Annotated in this window: 18 protein-coding genes and 3 tRNA genes; 15 read left to right on the top strand and 6 right to left on the bottom strand. The window is 51.5% G+C overall.

Annotated features, from left to right (window positions below; translation table 11 throughout):
- Positions 1-5 precede the first annotated feature (5 nt).
- A complete protein-coding gene (locus CWE15_RS07240) occupies positions 6-1,091 on the top strand; it encodes an AI-2E family transporter (RefSeq protein WP_126757419.1) in 1,086 nt (361 codons plus the stop codon).
- Positions 1,088-1,342: a hypothetical protein gene (locus CWE15_RS07235; protein ID WP_126757418.1), complete on the top strand. Its 255-nt coding sequence runs from the start codon at positions 1,088-1,090 to the stop codon at positions 1,340-1,342. Before CWE15_RS07240 ends, CWE15_RS07235 begins: the two co-directional genes overlap by 4 nt.
- Here CWE15_RS07235 and trpA read toward each other — a convergent pair.
- The 6 genes from trpA to CWE15_RS07205 are packed head-to-tail and all read right to left on the bottom strand — an operon-like array spanning position 1,339 to position 8,048.
- On the bottom strand, positions 1,339-2,154 hold the full coding sequence (trpA, locus tag CWE15_RS07230) for a tryptophan synthase subunit alpha (RefSeq protein ID WP_126757417.1): 816 nt from the start codon (positions 2,152-2,154) through the stop codon (positions 1,339-1,341). The two genes, CWE15_RS07235 and trpA, sit on opposite strands and share 4 nt — an antisense overlap.
- Positions 2,154-3,350, bottom strand: coding sequence for a tryptophan synthase subunit beta (gene trpB, locus CWE15_RS07225; RefSeq protein ID WP_126757416.1), 1,197 nt, complete (start codon positions 3,348-3,350; stop codon positions 2,154-2,156). The genes trpA and trpB overlap by 1 nt, the downstream gene beginning before the upstream one ends.
- On the bottom strand, positions 3,347-4,813 hold the full coding sequence (gene trpCF / locus CWE15_RS07220; protein WP_126757415.1) for a bifunctional indole-3-glycerol-phosphate synthase TrpC/phosphoribosylanthranilate isomerase TrpF: 1,467 nt from the start codon (positions 4,811-4,813) through the stop codon (positions 3,347-3,349). The genes trpB and trpCF overlap by 4 nt, the downstream gene beginning before the upstream one ends.
- Positions 4,806-5,813, bottom strand: a complete 1,008-nt coding sequence (gene trpD, locus CWE15_RS07215) for an anthranilate phosphoribosyltransferase (protein WP_126757414.1) — start codon at positions 5,811-5,813, stop codon at positions 4,806-4,808. Before trpD ends, trpCF begins: the two co-directional genes overlap by 8 nt.
- Positions 5,806-6,447: an anthranilate synthase component II gene (locus CWE15_RS07210; RefSeq protein ID WP_126757413.1), complete on the bottom strand. Its 642-nt coding sequence runs from the start codon at positions 6,445-6,447 to the stop codon at positions 5,806-5,808. Before CWE15_RS07210 ends, trpD begins: the two co-directional genes overlap by 8 nt.
- Positions 6,444-8,048: an anthranilate synthase component 1 gene (locus CWE15_RS07205; protein WP_126757412.1), complete on the bottom strand. Its 1,605-nt coding sequence runs from the start codon at positions 8,046-8,048 to the stop codon at positions 6,444-6,446. Before CWE15_RS07205 ends, CWE15_RS07210 begins: the two co-directional genes overlap by 4 nt.
- Before the next feature lie 322 nt (positions 8,049-8,370).
- Here CWE15_RS07205 and CWE15_RS07200 point away from each other — a divergent pair, with 322 nt between their 5' ends.
- From CWE15_RS07200 to CWE15_RS07140, 13 genes are all read left to right on the top strand, one after another.
- Complete coding sequence (locus CWE15_RS07200) at positions 8,371-9,231, top strand: PHP domain-containing protein (RefSeq protein ID WP_241971869.1); 861 nt, start codon at positions 8,371-8,373, stop codon at positions 9,229-9,231.
- A 12-nt stretch (positions 9,232-9,243) separates the two neighbouring features.
- A complete protein-coding gene (locus tag CWE15_RS07195; RefSeq protein WP_126757411.1) occupies positions 9,244-9,867 on the top strand; it encodes an L-threonylcarbamoyladenylate synthase in 624 nt (207 codons plus the stop codon).
- Complete coding sequence (locus CWE15_RS07190; protein WP_126757410.1) at positions 9,868-10,698, top strand: segregation and condensation protein A; 831 nt, start codon at positions 9,868-9,870, stop codon at positions 10,696-10,698.
- Entirely contained in the window at positions 10,695-11,255 is a 561-nt protein-coding gene (gene scpB, locus CWE15_RS07185) for an SMC-Scp complex subunit ScpB (protein WP_126757409.1), read from the top strand. The genes CWE15_RS07190 and scpB overlap by 4 nt, the downstream gene beginning before the upstream one ends.
- 4 nt (positions 11,256-11,259) lie before the next feature.
- Positions 11,260-12,099, top strand: a complete 840-nt coding sequence (gene rluB, locus CWE15_RS07180; protein ID WP_126757408.1) for a 23S rRNA pseudouridine(2605) synthase RluB — start codon at positions 11,260-11,262, stop codon at positions 12,097-12,099.
- A complete protein-coding gene (locus CWE15_RS07175) occupies positions 12,096-13,184 on the top strand; it encodes an agmatine deiminase family protein (RefSeq protein WP_126757407.1) in 1,089 nt (362 codons plus the stop codon). The genes rluB and CWE15_RS07175 overlap by 4 nt, the downstream gene beginning before the upstream one ends.
- On the top strand, positions 13,177-13,680 hold the full coding sequence (locus CWE15_RS07170) for a regulatory protein RecX (RefSeq protein WP_198674990.1): 504 nt from the start codon (positions 13,177-13,179) through the stop codon (positions 13,678-13,680). Before CWE15_RS07175 ends, CWE15_RS07170 begins: the two co-directional genes overlap by 8 nt.
- Positions 13,681-13,755: 75 nt before the next feature.
- A complete protein-coding gene (alaS, locus tag CWE15_RS07165) occupies positions 13,756-16,371 on the top strand; it encodes an alanine--tRNA ligase (RefSeq protein ID WP_126757406.1) in 2,616 nt (871 codons plus the stop codon).
- A 180-nt stretch (positions 16,372-16,551) separates the two neighbouring features.
- Positions 16,552-16,743 carry a carbon storage regulator CsrA gene (gene csrA, locus CWE15_RS07160; RefSeq protein ID WP_126757405.1) on the top strand — a complete coding sequence of 64 codons (192 nt, stop codon included), beginning with the start codon at positions 16,552-16,554 and terminating at the stop codon, positions 16,741-16,743.
- 196 nt (positions 16,744-16,939) lie between these two features.
- Positions 16,940-17,032 (top strand) — tRNA-Ser (locus tag CWE15_RS07155).
- A 12-nt stretch (positions 17,033-17,044) separates the two neighbouring features.
- Positions 17,045-17,121 (top strand) — tRNA-Arg (locus CWE15_RS07150).
- Between the two features lie 24 nt (positions 17,122-17,145).
- Positions 17,146-17,222 (top strand) — tRNA-Arg (locus CWE15_RS07145).
- 108 nt (positions 17,223-17,330) lie between these two features.
- A complete protein-coding gene (locus CWE15_RS07140; RefSeq protein WP_126757404.1) occupies positions 17,331-17,591 on the top strand; it encodes an OadG family transporter subunit in 261 nt (86 codons plus the stop codon).
- Positions 17,592-17,599: the final 8 nt, after the last annotated feature.

The following is a 17,599-nucleotide window of genomic DNA, read 5'->3' as shown; positions in this document are numbered from 1 at the left end:
TAAACATGAACGGAACACCCGATGGGCTGGCGCCTGTAAGCCGGTTTTTTATGATAGCTGCTGCGATTATGATTGTTTTGGCTGGTGTGAAAGCTGCCAGCATGATTATTGTGCCGCTGCTACTTGCGATTTTTATTGCCATTATCACTCAGCCTGTGGTGACCTGGTTTCATCAACGTGGCCTGCCAAAGGCGTTGGCCATTGTGGCCGTGTTTATTTTAATTTCAGTGTTTGGTTTTTTCCTCAGCATGCTCATTGTGCAGTCGGTGAATGAGTTTTTAGAAAGTTTCCCGGGTTATCGGGCCAGTATGACCGAGCAGTTTCAGTGGCTGGTGACTTTTTTAGCCGGCTTTAATATTGATATTAATTTAGACGTGCTGCAAAGCCAGCTAGACTCAAGCCGCTTGGTCAGCTTAATGGTGAACATGCTTTCCGGCGTTGGCGGCATGATGACGAACTCCTTTTTGGTGATTCTTTTGGTGGTGTTTATTCTGGCTGAAGCGGCCAATATGCCTCGAAAAGTGGGTATGGCCTTTGATAAAGCCGAAGACCAATTGCAGTCCCTCACTTCTTTACTGGTGGCGGTCAATAAATACTTGGCTTTAAAAACCGTCATTAGCTTGATTACAGGGTTAACCATAGGTGTGGTGCTGTGGCTTATGGGGGTGAATCACTATGTTTTATGGGGAGTTCTCGCCTTTTTGTTGAACTACGTACCGAACATTGGTTCTATTCTTGCCGCCATTCCTGCCATTGGTATTGCACTTATTCAGTATAATCCGGCCATGGCTGGGGCTGTCGCTTTATTGTTTGCTGCCGTTAACATTATTATGGGCAACATAGTGGAGCCGCGTGTAATGGGACAGCGTTTGGGTTTGTCCACCTTGGTGGTGTTTTTGAGCTTAATTTTTTGGGGGTGGTTACTCGGCCCTGTGGGCATGTTACTTTCTGTGCCCCTCACCATGATGGTGAAAATTGTGCTGCAGGAAAACCCAGGCACGCGTTGGTTGGCTATTTTGTTAAGCGGCGACGAAGTCGTGCACGCAGAAACCGAGCAGGTGCCGGCAGACAAAGGAGACAGCTCCGTATGATAGAAACCGCGGTGCGAGGCCCATACTGGCGTGGGGCCAGCCAAGTGTTGAATGAGCGCAAAGGGCTGCAACAGGAGCTACAGCGCCAAAATGCCCAGCGCAAAGCGCCGGAGCAAGAGCGTACTCGTGTTGCAGACTATCTGCGCACCCATAAAGACCTCAACCGCGCGGCGGTTCGTTACCCCTTCGATAACTTAAAAAGCACCGTGGATATTACCCGCCCGCCGAGCGTCATCAATATTTACGTTTAGTCTGTAGGTAACAGGGTTGCGGCTTTCATGGCCGCAGCAAAGCTGTGTAGCTGCTGCGCTAGCTGTTCAGGGTTAAGCTGATAGGCCTGAATAATTTTGACCACCGCAGAACCACTAATGGCACCCGCAGCGCCGCTCGTCATAGCATGGCGTACATGGTCTGGCTGACTAATGCCAAAACCAAGCAATGGGGGAGCACTAGCATACTGTTTGAGCTCTTGGATGGCCTCACCAGCTGGTAGTTGCAGTGTATCACCGGTGCCGGTGACCCCCGCTCGACTTAACAAGTACACATATCCTTGGCTGGCCTCAGCAACTTGCTGGCGGACGTTGCTGCTTGCGTCGGGTGGGCAAATGAAGACGGGTGCTATGCCTTGTTGTTCAGCCGCCTGGCGATAGGGCGCGGATTCCCGCAAAGGCACATCGGCAATTAACACTGAGTCGACCCCAGCTTGTTGGCAACGGGCATAAAAAGCCTCCAACCCTTGGGCATGCACCAAATTACAATAAACCAATAAGCCCATAGGAACCTGAGGGTGGCGGGCCCGCACGCGTGCTAATAGTTCAAAACAGTCTTGAATACGTGTTCCTGCGGCGAGGGAACGAATATTTGCCTCCTGAATAACGGGGCCGTCGGCCACAGGATCAGAAAAAGGCAAACCCAATTCAAGAGCGTCGGCACCGCCTGCAATGAGTGCATCTATGATGTGTTCGGTTTGCGCAAGGCAGGGGTCACCTAAGGTAATAAAGGGCACAAAAGCGCCTTCGCCCTTGGCGGTGAGTTGGCTAAACATGGCTTCATAGCGGCTCATTATCGTGCTCCTTGGGTGGCTTTCTGGGCAAAAATACTGCGGACGTGCTCAATGTCTTTGTCCCCTCGACCGGATAAATTAACGATCAGGATTTCAGGTTGGCTGGCTTCTCGTACGCGCTTTAAGGCGTAGGCTAAGGCATGGGACGATTCCAGCGCAGGGATAATCCCTTCTTTCTCAGACAAGAGCTTAAAAGCGTCGAGGGCTTCTTGGTCTGTGGCTCCCACGTATTGGGCGCGGCCAATGTCGTGAAGGTAAGCGTGTTGTGGCCCTACGCCCGGGTAGTCGAGGCCAGCGGAAACAGAATAAGACTCTTCAATTTGACCGTCGCTGTTTTGCATTAAGTACGAGCGACAGCCGTGCAGAACTCCGGGTTTTCCGGCGGCAATGGTCGCCCCATGTTGACCACTGTGAATGCCTTTACCTGCAGGCTCCACGCCCGTCAGGGCAACGCCTGCTTCATCAATAAACTCTGCAAACATACCAATGGCGTTGGAACCACCGCCCACACAAGCAATTACCTCGTCGGGCAAACGGCCTTCCGCAGCCAGCACTTGGGCTTTGGCTTCGGCACCTATCATGCGGTGAAATTCTCGAACAATGGTTGGAAATGGGTGAGGCCCCGCCGCAGTACCCAATAAATAGTGGGTGTTTTCGTAGCTTGCGGTCCAGTCTCGTAAAGCTTCGTTCACTGCGTCTTTTAAGGTGCCACTGCCCGTATTGACAGGAATAACCGTTGCGCCCATAAGCTCCATGCGAAACACATTGGGTTGCTGTCGCTCTACGTCTTTTTGTCCCATATAAATAATGCATTCAAGGCCAAGTAAAGCGCAGGCTAAGGCCGTGGCGGTACCATGTTGACCGGCTCCTGTTTCTGCAATAATACGGGTTTTCCCCATGCGTTTAGCAAGCAGGGCTTGCCCCAGTACTTGGTTGGTTTTATGGGCTCCACCGTGAAGCAAGTCTTCCCGCTTCAGATAAAGCTTCACCGGGCTGCCAGCCGTTAAATTGCGGGCCAAGGTTAACGGGGTTGGTCGGCCTAAGTAGGTATTGAGTAACTGTTTAAACTCTGCTTGGAAATCGGCATCGCTTTGGGCATCAAGAAACGCCTTTTCCAACTGGTCGAGGGCAGGAATTAATATTTCCGCCACGTATTGGCCACCGTATTCGCCGAAGTATGGGTCGTATTTACTCATAACGATATATCCTTAAAAACTGTGTCCTGCACATAAGACAGGGTGTTGCGCAAATTTTGAAACGTGGTATGAATTCGGTGAGGGTCTTTCACCCCGGGAGCGGCTTCAAGGCAGCTGTTAAAGTCCAAGCCGGCACAGCCCAAACTTGCTGCCTGTGCTACATTGTCGGGACCTAAGCCGCCGGCTAACAAAATGCGATGGCCCTGTTGTTCCAGTAAAGAGGTCGTTAAATAGCCCCAGTTAAAGGCCCTACCCGTGCCGCCTTGGCCATGGTCCAGCACGAACCGCTCCACTGGCAGTGTTGGAAGTGCTGTGAGCGGCCCTGTGACTTGGAGTGCTAACCAGAGTTGGCATTCAGCGGGTAATTGCGCCCGTAACAGCTGTAAAAGCCTTGCCGTATCTGGGCTGTCAGGATGGTAGTCGTGCAGCTGTATGGCCGCTAACCCAAGCTGCGCTTGCAGATGCAAATAGTGAGCAATTGCTTGTTCATGCGTGTCCGTGTCGTTGGCACTAAACACCCCCACATAGTGCAGGTGTGGCGCACTTTCGATAACCTGTTTGGCTGTGTTTTCCGTTAAACAACGGGGCGAACGCTTGGCAAAAATTAAACCCCCATACACGGCACCACTTGCGGCGGCGACGAGGGCTTGATCGGGTTGAGTCAGGCCACACACCTTGTGCTCTCCATAAATAAGTCGGCGGCATGCTTGGTCAATATCCGCTTCAGCGGTCAGGGAGCTGCCGACTAAAAAACCATGGCAATGGGGAGCGAGGTCGCGCACATGCTGGTGTTGGTAAATACCAGACTCGGCCACAATGAGCGTACCCGCTGGTGCTAAAGGAGCGAGCCGTTCAGTCCGGGTTAAGTCGACACTTAAGTCGGTTAAGTCTCTGTGGTTTATACCAATAATAGGGGCTTTTAGGCGCACTGCGCGTTCCATTTCCGCGGTGTTAGCAACCTCTGTTAGCACCTCTAATTGCAGCTGTTCGGCATAATCCCGTAAGGCGAGGTATTGAGCGTCATCGAGAATGGACAGCATTAATAAAATAGCGTCGGCGTCGAAGTAGCGGGCTAAAGCCACCTGGTAACGACTGAAGATAAAGTCTTTGCAGAGCACAGGCACGCGAACCTGTTGGCGCACGGCTTGTAAGTAGCTAAAGCTGCCTTGAAAAAAATCAGGCTCGGTCAACACCGAAATAGCGGCTGCATAAGGCTCGTAAGTGCGGGCAATAGCCACAGGATCAAAAGGGTCCCGAATCAGCCCTTTCGACGGCGAGGCTTTTTTACACTCTAAAATAAACCCTGGTTGCTGGGCTTGCAGGTGTTTTTTCAGGCTGCGAGGGCGCCGCTGCAAGGTGTGCTGGGCGGCAGTTGTGGTAATGTCACGCTCTGGGTAATGCTGCTGCATTTCAGCTAAACGTACTTTGCGCTGTGTCACAATGCGTTGTAATACATCAGACATAAGAAAAAGTCTCCTGCATGGAACGTAAGTGGGCGAGAGTATGGCCCGCTTGTATATGGTCTAAGGCGGCTTCGGCCGCATGTTTTAAACAGCTGTGGTGTCCAGCCATATAGGTAAGAGCCGCCACATTCATGGCAATGGCGTGAGCATGTGATGCTTGCCCTTGGCCGGCAAAAACGCGGGTCATACAGCGTGCGTTTTCATCTGCATCTCCACCGGCGAGATCACTCACGTCGGCACGGGGTAAAGCAAAGTCTTCAGGGGTTAGCTGGTAGTGTCGAATGTCGCCTTCATGTAATTCGCTGACCTGGGTGGGGCCATGCAGGGCGAGTTCGTCAAGTCCACTGCCGTGGACCACCATAGCTCGTGGGCAATTAAGCAGTTTTAAGGTTTCGGCCACCGGCTTGCACAAGTCCGGATGATACACCCCCAGTAACTGAATGTCGGGTTGGGCGGGGTTTATCAGGGGGCCAAGCAAATTGAACAAGGTGCGGGTACGCAGCTCTTGACGGACCGGCATGGCATAACGCACACCTGGGTGAAAGTGAGGGGCGAATAAAAAACAAAAACCAAAGCGGTCGAGTAGTTCACGGTTATCTGCTGGTGAGCCTTCAAGAGGCACGCCTAAGACTTCCAGTACATCGGCTGAGCCCGAACGTGAAGACACACTGCGGTTGCCGTGTTTGGCGGTAGCAATGCCCATACTGGCGGCCACAAGGGCGGCGGCTGTGGAAATGTTGATGGTGTTGCTGCCATCACCGCCGGTACCACAGGTATCGGCTAATAACCTGTCGGGACGGGGGAAGGGCTTTGCGGCAGCGCGGAGCGATTGTGCAGCACCGGCGATTTCGGCAGGTACTTCGCCTCGAACTTTCATAGCCACCAACAAAGCAGCAATTTGTGCTTGCGTTAACTGCCCAGCAATAAGGTGATCAAAAAGTTTCTTGGTGTCGTTTTGGTTTAACGGCGCACCTGTTAGTAACACGGCAAGTTCACGCATATTGGTTCTCCAAAAACTGAATGCAGTTGCTAAGAAGCTGGCTGCCTGTGGTGGTCATAATGGATTCAGGGTGGAACTGCAGCCCTAAAATAGCGTGCTGCTTGTGGCAAATGGCCATAGGTATAGTGTCAAGCTGGGCAATAATCTCGAGCTCTGAAGGCACTTGGGTGGCCTGCAAGGAGTGGTAACGGGCCACAAGCAAAGGCTGTGGCAGCTGCTGATAAAGCGGGTGCGCTTGGGTTTGAATTGCGGCCGACTTGCCGTGAGCGGGGTTGCTGCAGGGGCCAATGTGGCCCCCGAAGTGCTCGACCAGGGCTTGAAAACCTAGACAAATCCCCACCATAGGGACTCGGCCGACACAGGCTTTGATCAGCGGTATGAGTTGCCCCGCTTGGGCCGGGTAGCCAGGGCCGGGCGACAGCACTAGAGTAACAGGCCCTAACCCATGGTCGGCGGCTACTTGTTCCAGTTCGGTTAAATGAGCAAGTAAGCTTGCTAAGGGCAAGGTGTTACGAAACACCTGGGTATAAAAACCTAACTGCGCAAATTCGTCCACCAGGTTATAGGTAAAGCTGTCCAGGTTGTCTAACACAAACACCACGCCTTGGGTGTGCGGCGGTAATGTCGGTTTCATTGATTGGCTCCTTCATTGGCAAGGCGAATGGCTTGCACTACAGCGCTGGCCTTTTGCTCTGTTTCTAACTGTTCTGCTTGTGGGCAAGAGTCAGCCACCACGCCAGCTCCTGCTTGCACAGTGGCAACCCCTTGGCTGACGAAAGCACTACGAATAACAATGCAGGTGTCCATGTCGCCGGTGCCTGTGAGATAACCCACAGCTCCGCCATAGCTGCCACGGCGCTGTTGCTCTGCCTGCCGAATGAGCTCGGCGGCACGAATTTTTGGTGCGCCAACCAAGGTGCCCATGTTCATACAGGCTTGATAGGCATGTAAGGCGTCGTACTCGGGGCGCAGTGTGGCCACAACCCGCGACACTAAGTGCATCACATGAGAATAGCGGTCCACTTTGAGCAGGTCGGCAACATAACGGCTGCCGGGTATGGCAATGCGGGCCAGGTCGTTGCGGGCTAAGTCCACTAACATTAAATGTTCGGCAAGTTCCTTTTTGTCCAACCGCAGTTCAAGCTCAATGCGGGAGTCGTGATCTGAATTGATGGAGCCGTCGGCTCGGCGCGCTCGTTGGCGCGTACCGGCAATGGGGTACAGCTCGGTTTGGCCGGTAGCGGCGGAGTATTTTAGGGCCGACTCAGGCGAAGCACCGAACACTTCAAAGGTTTGCGTTTGTAAATAGAACATGTAGGGACTGGGGTTGTGCGCTTTCAATTGGGCATAACTGGCCAGAGCGTCGTAGCAGGGTAGTTGAAATTGCCGCGAAGGGACCACTTGAAAAATGTCTCCAGCGGCTATGGCTTTTTGCATATTCCGTACTATCTGTTGAAAGTCACCTGCACTGGGTTGGGCTACAAGGGCTGCTTCTGTTGTGGACACTGGAGCGGAAGGGGGCGTAGCACTTGGAAACTGCATGCGACAAAGCAATTCGCCCATGCGCTGACTAAGGCTGCGGTGGCGCTGGTCCAAGTTTTCGCCACCGGGAAGACAGCCAAGTAACTCGGTACGTTGTTCCTGGTGGTCGATAATCAGCAAGGTTTCTGCAAGATAAAACTGGTAGTCGGGGCAATGGTTAGCGCCCGTGGCAACGTCGGGAAGCTGTTCAAAGCTTGCCAATAAGTCGTAGGCAAATACACCAGCAAGAAACACCGCCAGAGGGTGTTCATGTTGTGCTTGTAGCTGTTGTTGGACAGTGCGCAATGGCTCAATGTTACTGACAGCAAGCAAACGGTCTGCTTCACTAAGGTCGGCAGCTGGCGCTGGTATGGTTAAGGCAAGTTCGCCCGAAGGCTTTAGTTGCTGCTGAATCGTGCTAGGTAACACAAGCTGCAGCCACTGAAGTAATACCTGGCCATTCTCTGTGAGCGGCGTCACGGTGACAGTATTGCCTTGACACACAAAGCGTAAAGAGGCGTCAATGAGCATGAGGCTTTTTAGGTTTTCCCGAGAGTCTACTTCAGCAGACTCTAACAGCACATGTTCGCCCGTATGGCTACGCAAGCTAGCAAAAGTACTGAGTGGGTCCGCATGGTATGGGGTTGAAAGCACCAGGGGTAGCACTTGGCCTTTGGCAAGTGTAGAGGGCGCTTGGTTAATGGTTTCGGACATGGAACGACTCGCCTTTATAGTAAATAATTATTTTTATGCCGCTCCAGAAACGAAAAAACCCGCTGCAGGAGCGGGTTTTTTACGGTAACAGAAATGGTTTACAACACGTTATTTCAGCCACAGCATAGCAACACCCGCAAGATGCAAGTGCCACCACCAAGTAGTATGTTGACTGAAAGAAATAGCTGTGTGAGCCATGATTCAATTACCTAAAATATAAACGTATTTAAAAACTAACGTGCATTGCTGTAGTTGTCAATAAGAAAACAAGATTTCTTTTTTATGTGTATTTTTTCACCCTTAAAGCACGTATTATAGGCCTATGACAATAACAGAGCAGAAAGCCCCCATACGTATTGATTTACATTGCCATTCGAACCTGTCGGACGGGCAGTTAACGCCAGAGCAGCTGGTGATGCGTGCCGCGCAAATGCAGCTTGATTATTTGGCGCTGACTGACCATGACGCAGTGGCAGGTGTGGAAAGGGCGCGTAGCGCCGCACAGGCTTATGGAAAAGGGGCGCCGGACATTATTTCTGGCGTGGAGTTTAGCTGCCAATGGCAAGGGTTTGAAATTCATATTTTAGGCTGGCATTTTGATGTACAGCACCCAGCCATGACCCGTTTAGTAACGCAGCAGCAACAAACACGGCGCGATCGAGCGGCAGCCATTGGCGCCAAACTGGTGAAACAAGGCGTTGCAGCTGAGCATTTACCACCGCCCGTTGAGGGCCAGGTTTTAACCCGTGCCCATTTTGCCGCTGCGCTGCAATCTCACGGTTATGTGAGCAGTGTGCAAGACGCCTTTCGACGTTATTTAGGCAAAGGGCAGTGTGCGTATGTCCCTACGCCCTGGTGCAGTATTGACGAAGCAATTGCAGCTATTCAAGCAGCCGGTGGCTTTACGGGCTTAGCCCACCCATTGGCATACCAATTGAGCAGCAAATGGCTGAAGCGCTTAATTGTGGCCTTCAAAGAAGCTGGAGGCGAAGCCATGGAAGTGGCGTCGGGCCAACAAGAGCCGAAGCAGCGCCAGTTATTGGCGCAATTAGCCCAAGACTATGACTTGGCCGCTTCTGTTGGGTCAGACTTTCATTACCCAGGTCGCTGGCGCGAACTAGGCCGAAACCTAACATTACCGGCGGAGTGCCGGCCCATTTGGGCGAGTTGGAATTTAGCGTAAGGAGTGAGGCATATGGCAGAGTATTTTGAGGTGCACCCGGTGAATCCGCACCGTCGAACCATTTCCCAAGCAGCCGATTTAATTCGTCGGGGCGCTGTTGTGGTGTACCCCACAGACTCAGGCTACGCCATTGGCTGCCAATTGGAAAATAAAGACGCCCTTGAGCGCATTTGCCGTATTCGGGACATTGGCAAAGACCATAATTTCACCTTGATGTGCCGCGATTTGTCCGAGCTGTCCGAGTATGCGCGGGTAGACAACCAAGCCTTTCGCTTGATTAAAAACAATACGCCAGGGGCTTATACCTTTGTGTTGAAAGGCACGAAGGAAGTACCACGCCGGCTATTAAACCCGAAGCGAAAAACTATTGGTTTGCGTGTTCCCGACCATGTAGTGGCGCAGGCTTTGTTAACAGAGCTGGGAGAGCCTTTAATGTCCACTACACTGATTTTGCCAGGAGAAACATTTGCCGAGGCAGACCCCGAAGCCATTCGCGATGCCCTAGAGAACCAGGTGGATGTGATTATTGATGGTGGCCGAATTGGCGAGCAGCCTACCACTGTAGTGGACTTAGCAGACGGTGATGTGAGCCTCATTCGGGTTGGGCAAGGTGACCCGAGTCCTTTTGAGTTTTAAATGAGCAGCGACTTCGCCTTACAACAAGAGCAGCAGAGCTTACCGCTCGGTTTTGTGCGCGGTGAGCCTGTGTTTGAGCGCCCTGACGATTTATATATTCCACCTGAAGCTTTGGAGCTGATGCTGGAAGCGTTTTCCGGTCCCATGGACCTGCTGCTGTATTTAATTCGGCGGCAAAAAATGGATATTTTAGACTTACCCATACTGCCTATTACCAAGCAATACATGGAGTATGTGGAGCTGATGCGCGAGCTAAAGCTTGAGCTGGCTGCGGACTACTTGGTCATGGCAGCGATGTTGGCGGAAATTAAAAGCCGCCTACTGCTGCCCAAACCACCCAGCGCAGAGGAAGAAGAGGCGGACCCGCGGGCTGAGCTGATTCGTCGCTTACAAGCCTATGAAGTGGTGCGTGAAGGGGCTCACCAGCTGGACCAACAACCACAGCAAGAGCGTGATTTTTTCCCCGCCCATGCCGATACCAATGCACACGAGTTGGCTGTGCAAGAGCCACCTCCAGTGAGTGTGGCCGAGTTAAGCTTAGCGCTGGCGCGCGTGATGCAATTAGTAAAAGCGCAGCGCCATCACCAAGTGAAGCGTGAAGCCCTGTCAACCCGAGAGCGTATGAGTCAAATACTCGAACGGTTAAGTGAGGCACCTCAGGTTGACTTTGTGCAGCTATTTAATGTGACAGAAGGCAAAGCGGGAGTGGTTGTCAGCTTTTTGGCCATATTAGAATTAAACAAAGAAGGGCTAATACGTATTGTGCAGGCCGAAGCCTATTCGGTATTGTATGTATCACGGCAAGCAGAGGCTGTTGAGCAAGGAATATGATTTCAGACACCCAATTAAAACAACTGGTGGAAGCGGCCATTTTTGCGGCAGAAGAGCCGGTGACCTTGGACCAACTGCTGGGTGGCGTTCTTAGTCAGTTTTCGCTGAATAAACCACGGGTACGGCAAGTACTTGACCAACTGCAAGAAGACTACCGTGAACGCGGCGTGCAGCTAGTGGAAGTGGCGTCGGGCTTTCGCTTTCAAACCCGGGCCGACTTGGGCCCGGCTTTGGTACATATGTGGCCAGAGCGAACCCCAAAATATTCAGCCGCTTTATTGGAAACCTTGGCCTTGATTGCTTGGCAGCAACCAACCACCCGTGGTGAAATTGAAGCCATACGTGGGGTGTCAGTAAGTACGCAGATTATGCGCACCTTACAAGAGCGCGGCTGGGTGAAGGTGGTCGGCCATAAAGAAGTGCCTGGGCGACCTGCGCTGTTTGCTACAACCAAAGAATTTTTAGACTATTTTTCTCTTCAGTCGGTGGCTGATCTTCCCGCATTAGTAGAGCCGACTGAACCCGACACGCGGGAGCGTGACACAAACGAGGTATAACACAGTGAAAACAGAACAAACGGAAAAGCTACAGAAAGTACTGGCACGTTCAGGCCACGGTTCGCGCCGCGAAATAGAAGCTAAAATTAGCGCAGGGCGAATTCGGGTGAATGGCAAAGTCGCTCACTTAGGGGAGCGAGTTGGGCCGGGTGCTGATGTGCGGATTGACGGCCATAAAGTAGAAGTTAAAACCGAAGAAGAAGTACCTTGTCGTGTGATTGTGTATCACAAGCCGGAAGGGGAATTAGTGACGCGCAAAGACCCTGAAGGACGACCTACGGTTTATGAAAGCTTGCCTTATTTGAAGTCGTCGCGCTGGATAGCGATAGGCCGCTTAGATATTAATACCTCGGGTCTGTTGCTGTTTACCACAGACGGTGAGCTTGCCAACCGTTTAATGCACCCTAAATATGAAGTAGAGCGCGAGTATGCGGTGCGGGTCTTTGGTGAAGTAAACGACGCAATGGTTCAGCGTTTACGTCAAGGGGTGATGCTCGACGACGGTATGGCCAAGTTTACCCGAGTGAAACGACAGGGAGGCGAAGGACTGAACCGTTGGTTCCATGTCAGCTTAACAGAAGGTCGTAACCGCCAAGTTCGCCGTATGTGGGAGTCGCAGGGGCTGATGGTGAACCGATTAATTCGTATTCGTATGGGAGAACAGTTGCTGCCGAAAGGTTTAGTGCAAGGGGGCTGGATGGACCTGGACCTCAACGCTGTAAACTACTTACGTTCATTGGCAGAGCTGCCTAAGTTAGAGTCGGCGCCTGTGTTGACCTCTGAAGATAAAGAGCGTCAGTTAAAACGGGCGCGACGTGCAAATAGAGGACGTCGTCGTTCATGAGTAAAGAGTTAACCAGCGCGTCTGGCAAGTGGCTACCTGAATGGACACCTGCACGCGCTTTATGGTTGCGCTGGCCTTACCGCGCCGATATTTTTGCGGCGGCCGGGGCTGAAGCACAAAGCGAGTTATTGGCGCTGTTGTCGCGCCTAAAAGATGAAACCTTAGCCATTCACTTAATGGTTCCGGGGGCCGAGCGAGCTAAAGCAGAGCAGGCCTTAGCTTCACTGGATGGGCCTGAAGTGATCCTACACGAAGTAGACTATGGCGATGTATGGTTACGGGACTGTGCGCCCTTTGTAGGCGCCGACGGTGTTCACCGCCATTTTGCCTTTGACAGTTGGGGCGGCATTGATGACCAATGGCCCTTAGATATTATGGCCCGCGACTGGTTAAGCCGTACCCTGCAAGCGAAAACAAAACGTTTTGATGTGGTGCTAGAAGGCGGTGCCATATACACGGACGGTGAAGGTACTGGGTTGGCCTGTACGGGCAGCACCATTTTTCGTGGAAACAATGAACAGTGGAGCCAGGCCGCATTTGCAGCCTCGTTAAAAGAGTCATTAGGTATTGAGAAGGTTCTTTGGTTGCCGGGCAAGCTTAGCGCCGATGAAACCGGTGGTCATGTGGACAACATGGCGTGCTTTCTTGGGCCAGGTCTGGTGGCGTTGAATATGCCAGCGAGCCCCACCCACCCTGACTACGCTACCTGTCGGCGGGTTTTGAATTTTCTCGAACGGGCAAAAGACGCCCAAGGACGTCGTTTAGAAATAGTCCGTATGCCTTTGCCGAAAATGCCCCGTTTAACAGCCCAAGAAGCAGACAGTATTGAAGCCCGACCGGGTATTCGCAGGCGTATAGCCGGCATGCCGTTGATGGCCAGTTACTTGAACTTTATTCGGGCGGGCGACTTGGTCATTATGCCAGAATTTCATGTGCCAGAAGACGACCAAGCCTTCCAAGTATTGTCAGCAGCATTGCCGTCCTGTCGCATTATTCGGACCCCAACCCGAGGCCTTCTGGTAGGGGGTGGAGGATGGCATTGTGCCAGTTGGGTTGAGCCAGAGTTAGAGGCGCAAGGTGACTAGACGGCTGCCAGCAGATCCAACCGATAAAGGCGACATTGAACGTCGCGCCATGAATTTACTAAGTCGCCGTGAGCATAGCCAAGCAGAGTTGCAAACAAAGTTGCAGCAGCGGGGGTATGACGCGGCGTTAGTAGAGCAAGTGATAGCACGCTTAGCTGAACGTGGTTTGCAGTCAGACGAACGCTTTACCGAAAGCTTTATTCGCCATCGCAGTATGCAGCGCCAAGGGCCGATGAAAATTCGGGCGGAGCTGTCCAAGCGAGGTATTCGAGACGAGCTGATGCAAGCGGCGTTCGCTGAACAGGCCCTGGACTGGGTGGCGATAGCAACGGAGGCTTTGGCGCGGAAGTTTAACCAGAGTGCCGGCAGCTGCCGCAAAGAATACGCACGACGCCAACGCTTTCTCGCTTCACGAGGCTTTTCCATGGAACATATTCGTGCAGCTATGGCAGCCACAGAAAGCGACGATATGGAATGGCAGAGCGCTATATTCTAATCTACTTTCGTGATAATCTTTGACCTATTTTACGGATTTCCGACACCACTGAATAATCAAGCAGGAACGCACTTCATGAGTATGACCAGCGCAGACATTCGCTCCTTATTTTTAAACTTTTTCGCGGAACGCGGGCATGAAATAGTGCCGAGCAGCTCATTAATTCCAGGGAATGACGCCACATTGCTTTTTACCAATGCGGGCATGGTGCCGTTTAAAGATGTATTTCTTGGCACAGAGAAGCGGCCCTACACACGCGCAACAAGCTCACAGCGTTGTGTGCGCGCAGGGGGTAAGCACAACGACTTAGAAAACGTGGGGTATACCGCACGTCACCACACCTTTTTCGAAATGCTGGGCAACTTTAGCTTTGGCGACTACTTCAAACGTGAAGCGATTCAGTATGCTTGGCAGTTTTTAACGGACGAGCTCAAAATTCCAAAAGAAAAGCTTTGGGTGACTGTGTTTGAAGAAGACGATGAAGCCTACGACATTTGGGCAAAAGAAATGCAGGTGCCGGAAGACCGCATTAGCCGTATTGGAGCAAAAGACAACTTTTGGCAAATGGGCGACACGGGCCCTTGTGGACCCTGTTCGGAAATATTCTACGACCATGGTGAAAGTGTATGGGGTGGTCCACCGGGAACCCCAGAAGAAGACGGCGACCGCTACATTGAAATATGGAACCTGGTTTTTATGCAATACAACCGGGACAGCGACGGCACCTTAAATCCGCTACCTAAGCCTTCTGTGGACACAGGTATGGGCTTAGAGCGAATTGCCGCAGTGATGCAAGACGTGCATTCCAACTACGAAACAGACACCTTTGTTCAGCTCATTGGCAAAGTAGCAGAGCTAACTGGCTGTGAAGACTTAAGTCAGCAGTCGTTGCGAGTTATTGCCGACCATATACGCAGCTGTGCCTTTTTGATCACCGACGGTGTGATGCCTTCGAACGAAGGTCGTGGCTATGTTTTACGTCGTATTATTCGCCGAGCAGTGCGCCATGGACATAAACTAGGTGTGAGTGAACCCTTCTTCCATAAGTTAGTGCCTGAATTAGTGCGCTTAATGGGTGAAGCCTTCCCAGAGTTGGCAAAAGCAGAAACACAGATTGTGAAAGCCTTGCTGCAAGAAGAAGAACAGTTTGCCCGTACCGTGCAGCGTGGCTTAAGCTTGTTAGAAGAAGCTATGCAAGGCTTAGGGGAGGGCGATACCTTGCCCGGTGATGTGGCATTTAAACTGTATGACACCTATGGCTTCCCACTGGACTTAACCGCAGACATTACCCGCGAGCGTGGAGTGAAGGTGGACCAGGCCGGCTTTGATGCGGCCATGGCCGAGCAGCGAAAGCGAGCACAGCAAGCCTCTCAATTCGGAGTGGACTACAACGCTCAAGTGACTGCAACCACAGAAACCACATTTTTAGGCTACCAAGAGGTACAGGCGAGCTCGAAAATTGTGGAGCTGTTTGTGGCGGGCGAGCCTGTGCAGCACGTTGCAGCGGGCACCGAAGCAACTGTGGTGCTGGAAGAAACACCTTTTTACGCTGAAAGCGGTGGACAAGTTGGAGATACAGGTGTCCTGACTGCAAATGACGAAAGCGCCACTGTGATGTTTACCGTGACTGACACGCGTTACTTAGGTAAGGGCATTGGCCACCTAGGGGTGGCACAAGCCGAATTATCAGTTGGCCAAAGTTTGGTTGCCCAGATTGATGATGAACGCCGTGCGGCCATTCGTCGGAATCACTCTGCGACACACCTCATTCATGCTGCATTGCGGCAGGTATTGGGCGAGCATGTTCAACAGAAAGGCTCATTGGTAAACGAAGAGCGCTTACGTTTTGACTTCTCCCACGGGCAGGCTGTAACACCTGCTGAATTGGCCCGTATTGAAAAAGAAGTCAATATGCAGGTACTAGCAAATACCCGCTTAGCCACAGAAGTGATGGCAATAGATGAAGCGAAAGCCGCTGGTGCGGTTGCCTTGTTTGGCGAAAAGTATGACGACCAAGTGCGCGTGGTGCGTATGGGAGGCTACTCCATTGAGCTCTGCGGTGGGACACACGTGGCGCAAACCGGTGACATTGGTTTATTCCGTATTATCAGTGAGTCGGGTATCGCTTCCGGTGTTCGGCGCATAGAGGCGGTTACAGGAGCCGTGGCCTTGGCTTACACCCAAGACCAAGACGCACAACTAAAGGCCTTAGCGCACAAAGTGAAAAGCGACGTTTCTGGGCTTGCAGAGCGTATTGAACAAGTATTAGACAAACAAAAGCAGTTAGAGCGACAGAACAGCGAATTGCAGCGTAAAGTTGCAGGAAATATGGTGGCTGAGTTAGCTGCCAACCCGACATTAGTGCATGGTACTAAAGTGGTTGTTGCGGAAATACCCGGGGGCGAGCCGAAAGCCTTACGTGACATGCTTGATGACTTGAAAACGCGTCTAGGCGATGGGGTTGTTCTGCTTGCAGTACGCAGTGAAAGTAAGGTTAATTTAATTGCCGGTGTAACTAAGTCATTGACAAATTTAGTAAAAGCAGGTGATCTTGTAAATCAGGCTGCGGCTGAAGTGGGGGGCAAAGGAGGTGGCCGCCCAGATATGGCGCAAGCTGGCGGTAGCGAGCCGGAGAAGTTAGAGCAAGCCTTAGCGAAAGCTGCCGCTTGGCTAGAGAATGCTCTGCAGTAAAAAACGATATTTAAGAGAGCCGGCATTATGCTATGCTATTTGTTATCGGCATTGTGCCGCATAGCTATTGCAGGTGTGTTCAGGATGAAGTGCATCTGTAAAAGCGTTGCTCAGGAAGAACAGCAACACCAGGGAAGCTAGGTGGCTTCCCTTTAAACTCGGTATTGAAGGAGCTTTCTAATGTTAATATTAACCCGACGGGTTGGCGAAACACTCATGATAGGTGACGATGTAACCGTGACCGTTTTAGGTGTGAAAGGGAATCAAGTACGCATTGGCGTAAACGCACCTAAAGATGTCTCTGTTCATAGGGAAGAAATCTACATGCGTATTCAGCAAGAAAATGAAAAAGAGGACAAAACAGAAGAATAATTCACTCTTTTCTTCTGTTGTGTTCCAACAAAGCAAGCCGACCTGGTTCGGCTTTCTTCTATTTTAAGTGAAAGAAAGTTTATTTTTAGCATGATTTTTCAACGAAGTGATTAATTATGACGCAGTTGAAAAAAAATCGAAGAAAAGGCGTTGACATATCTTAGGAAGTCTCTAGAATTCACGTCCACAAGTTCGCGGTGAGGTGGCCGAGAGGCTGAAGGCGCTCCCCTGCTAAGGGAGTATAGAGTTTATAGCTCTATCGAGGGTTCGAATCCCTCCCTCACCGCCAGTTAAACTGAATGCGCTCGTAGCTCAGCTGGATAGAGTACCTGGCTACGAACCAGGCGGTCGGAGGTTCGAATCCTCCCGAGCGCGCCAGTTTAACAAATGTAATTAAGTGATGCGCTCGTAGCTCAGCTGGATAGAGTACCTGGCTACGAACCAGGCGGTCGGAGGTTCGAATCCTCCCGAGCGCGCCATTTAATTAAACTTGTATACGAGCTGCTGGAAAACTCAGGTAAGGCTCGCAAAATTAAATAACTGCAGTACACTATAATTTCACATTTAATAGATACTGTGGTGACTGCATGATACAAAACCTGCTTATCAATGCCTTTGATATTCTTGTTGCAGGACTTCTCGTAGTATTCCTCTTTTTAATTCTTTTGACAGTACTAACCTACGGGTTAGTTTTTCTGTTTCCTGATCGTTCAAATTCTTCTTCGCCGGCTGCGAATACACAGACCACGCCAGCTTCAGTGTCTAATAAAACACCCTCTTTAGACGCCACGCAACAGGCAGCAATTGCAGCTGCTGTGCATCGGTATCGTGGTCAACATAAACCCTAGGAGCGCCC

Source organism: Aliidiomarina taiwanensis (assembly GCF_003987015.1).
Taxonomy (GTDB): Bacteria; Pseudomonadota; Gammaproteobacteria; order Enterobacterales; family Alteromonadaceae; genus Aliidiomarina; species Aliidiomarina taiwanensis.
The sequence above is the reverse complement of the archived record's forward strand: the minus strand, read 5'-3'. Positions and strand labels throughout refer to the sequence as shown.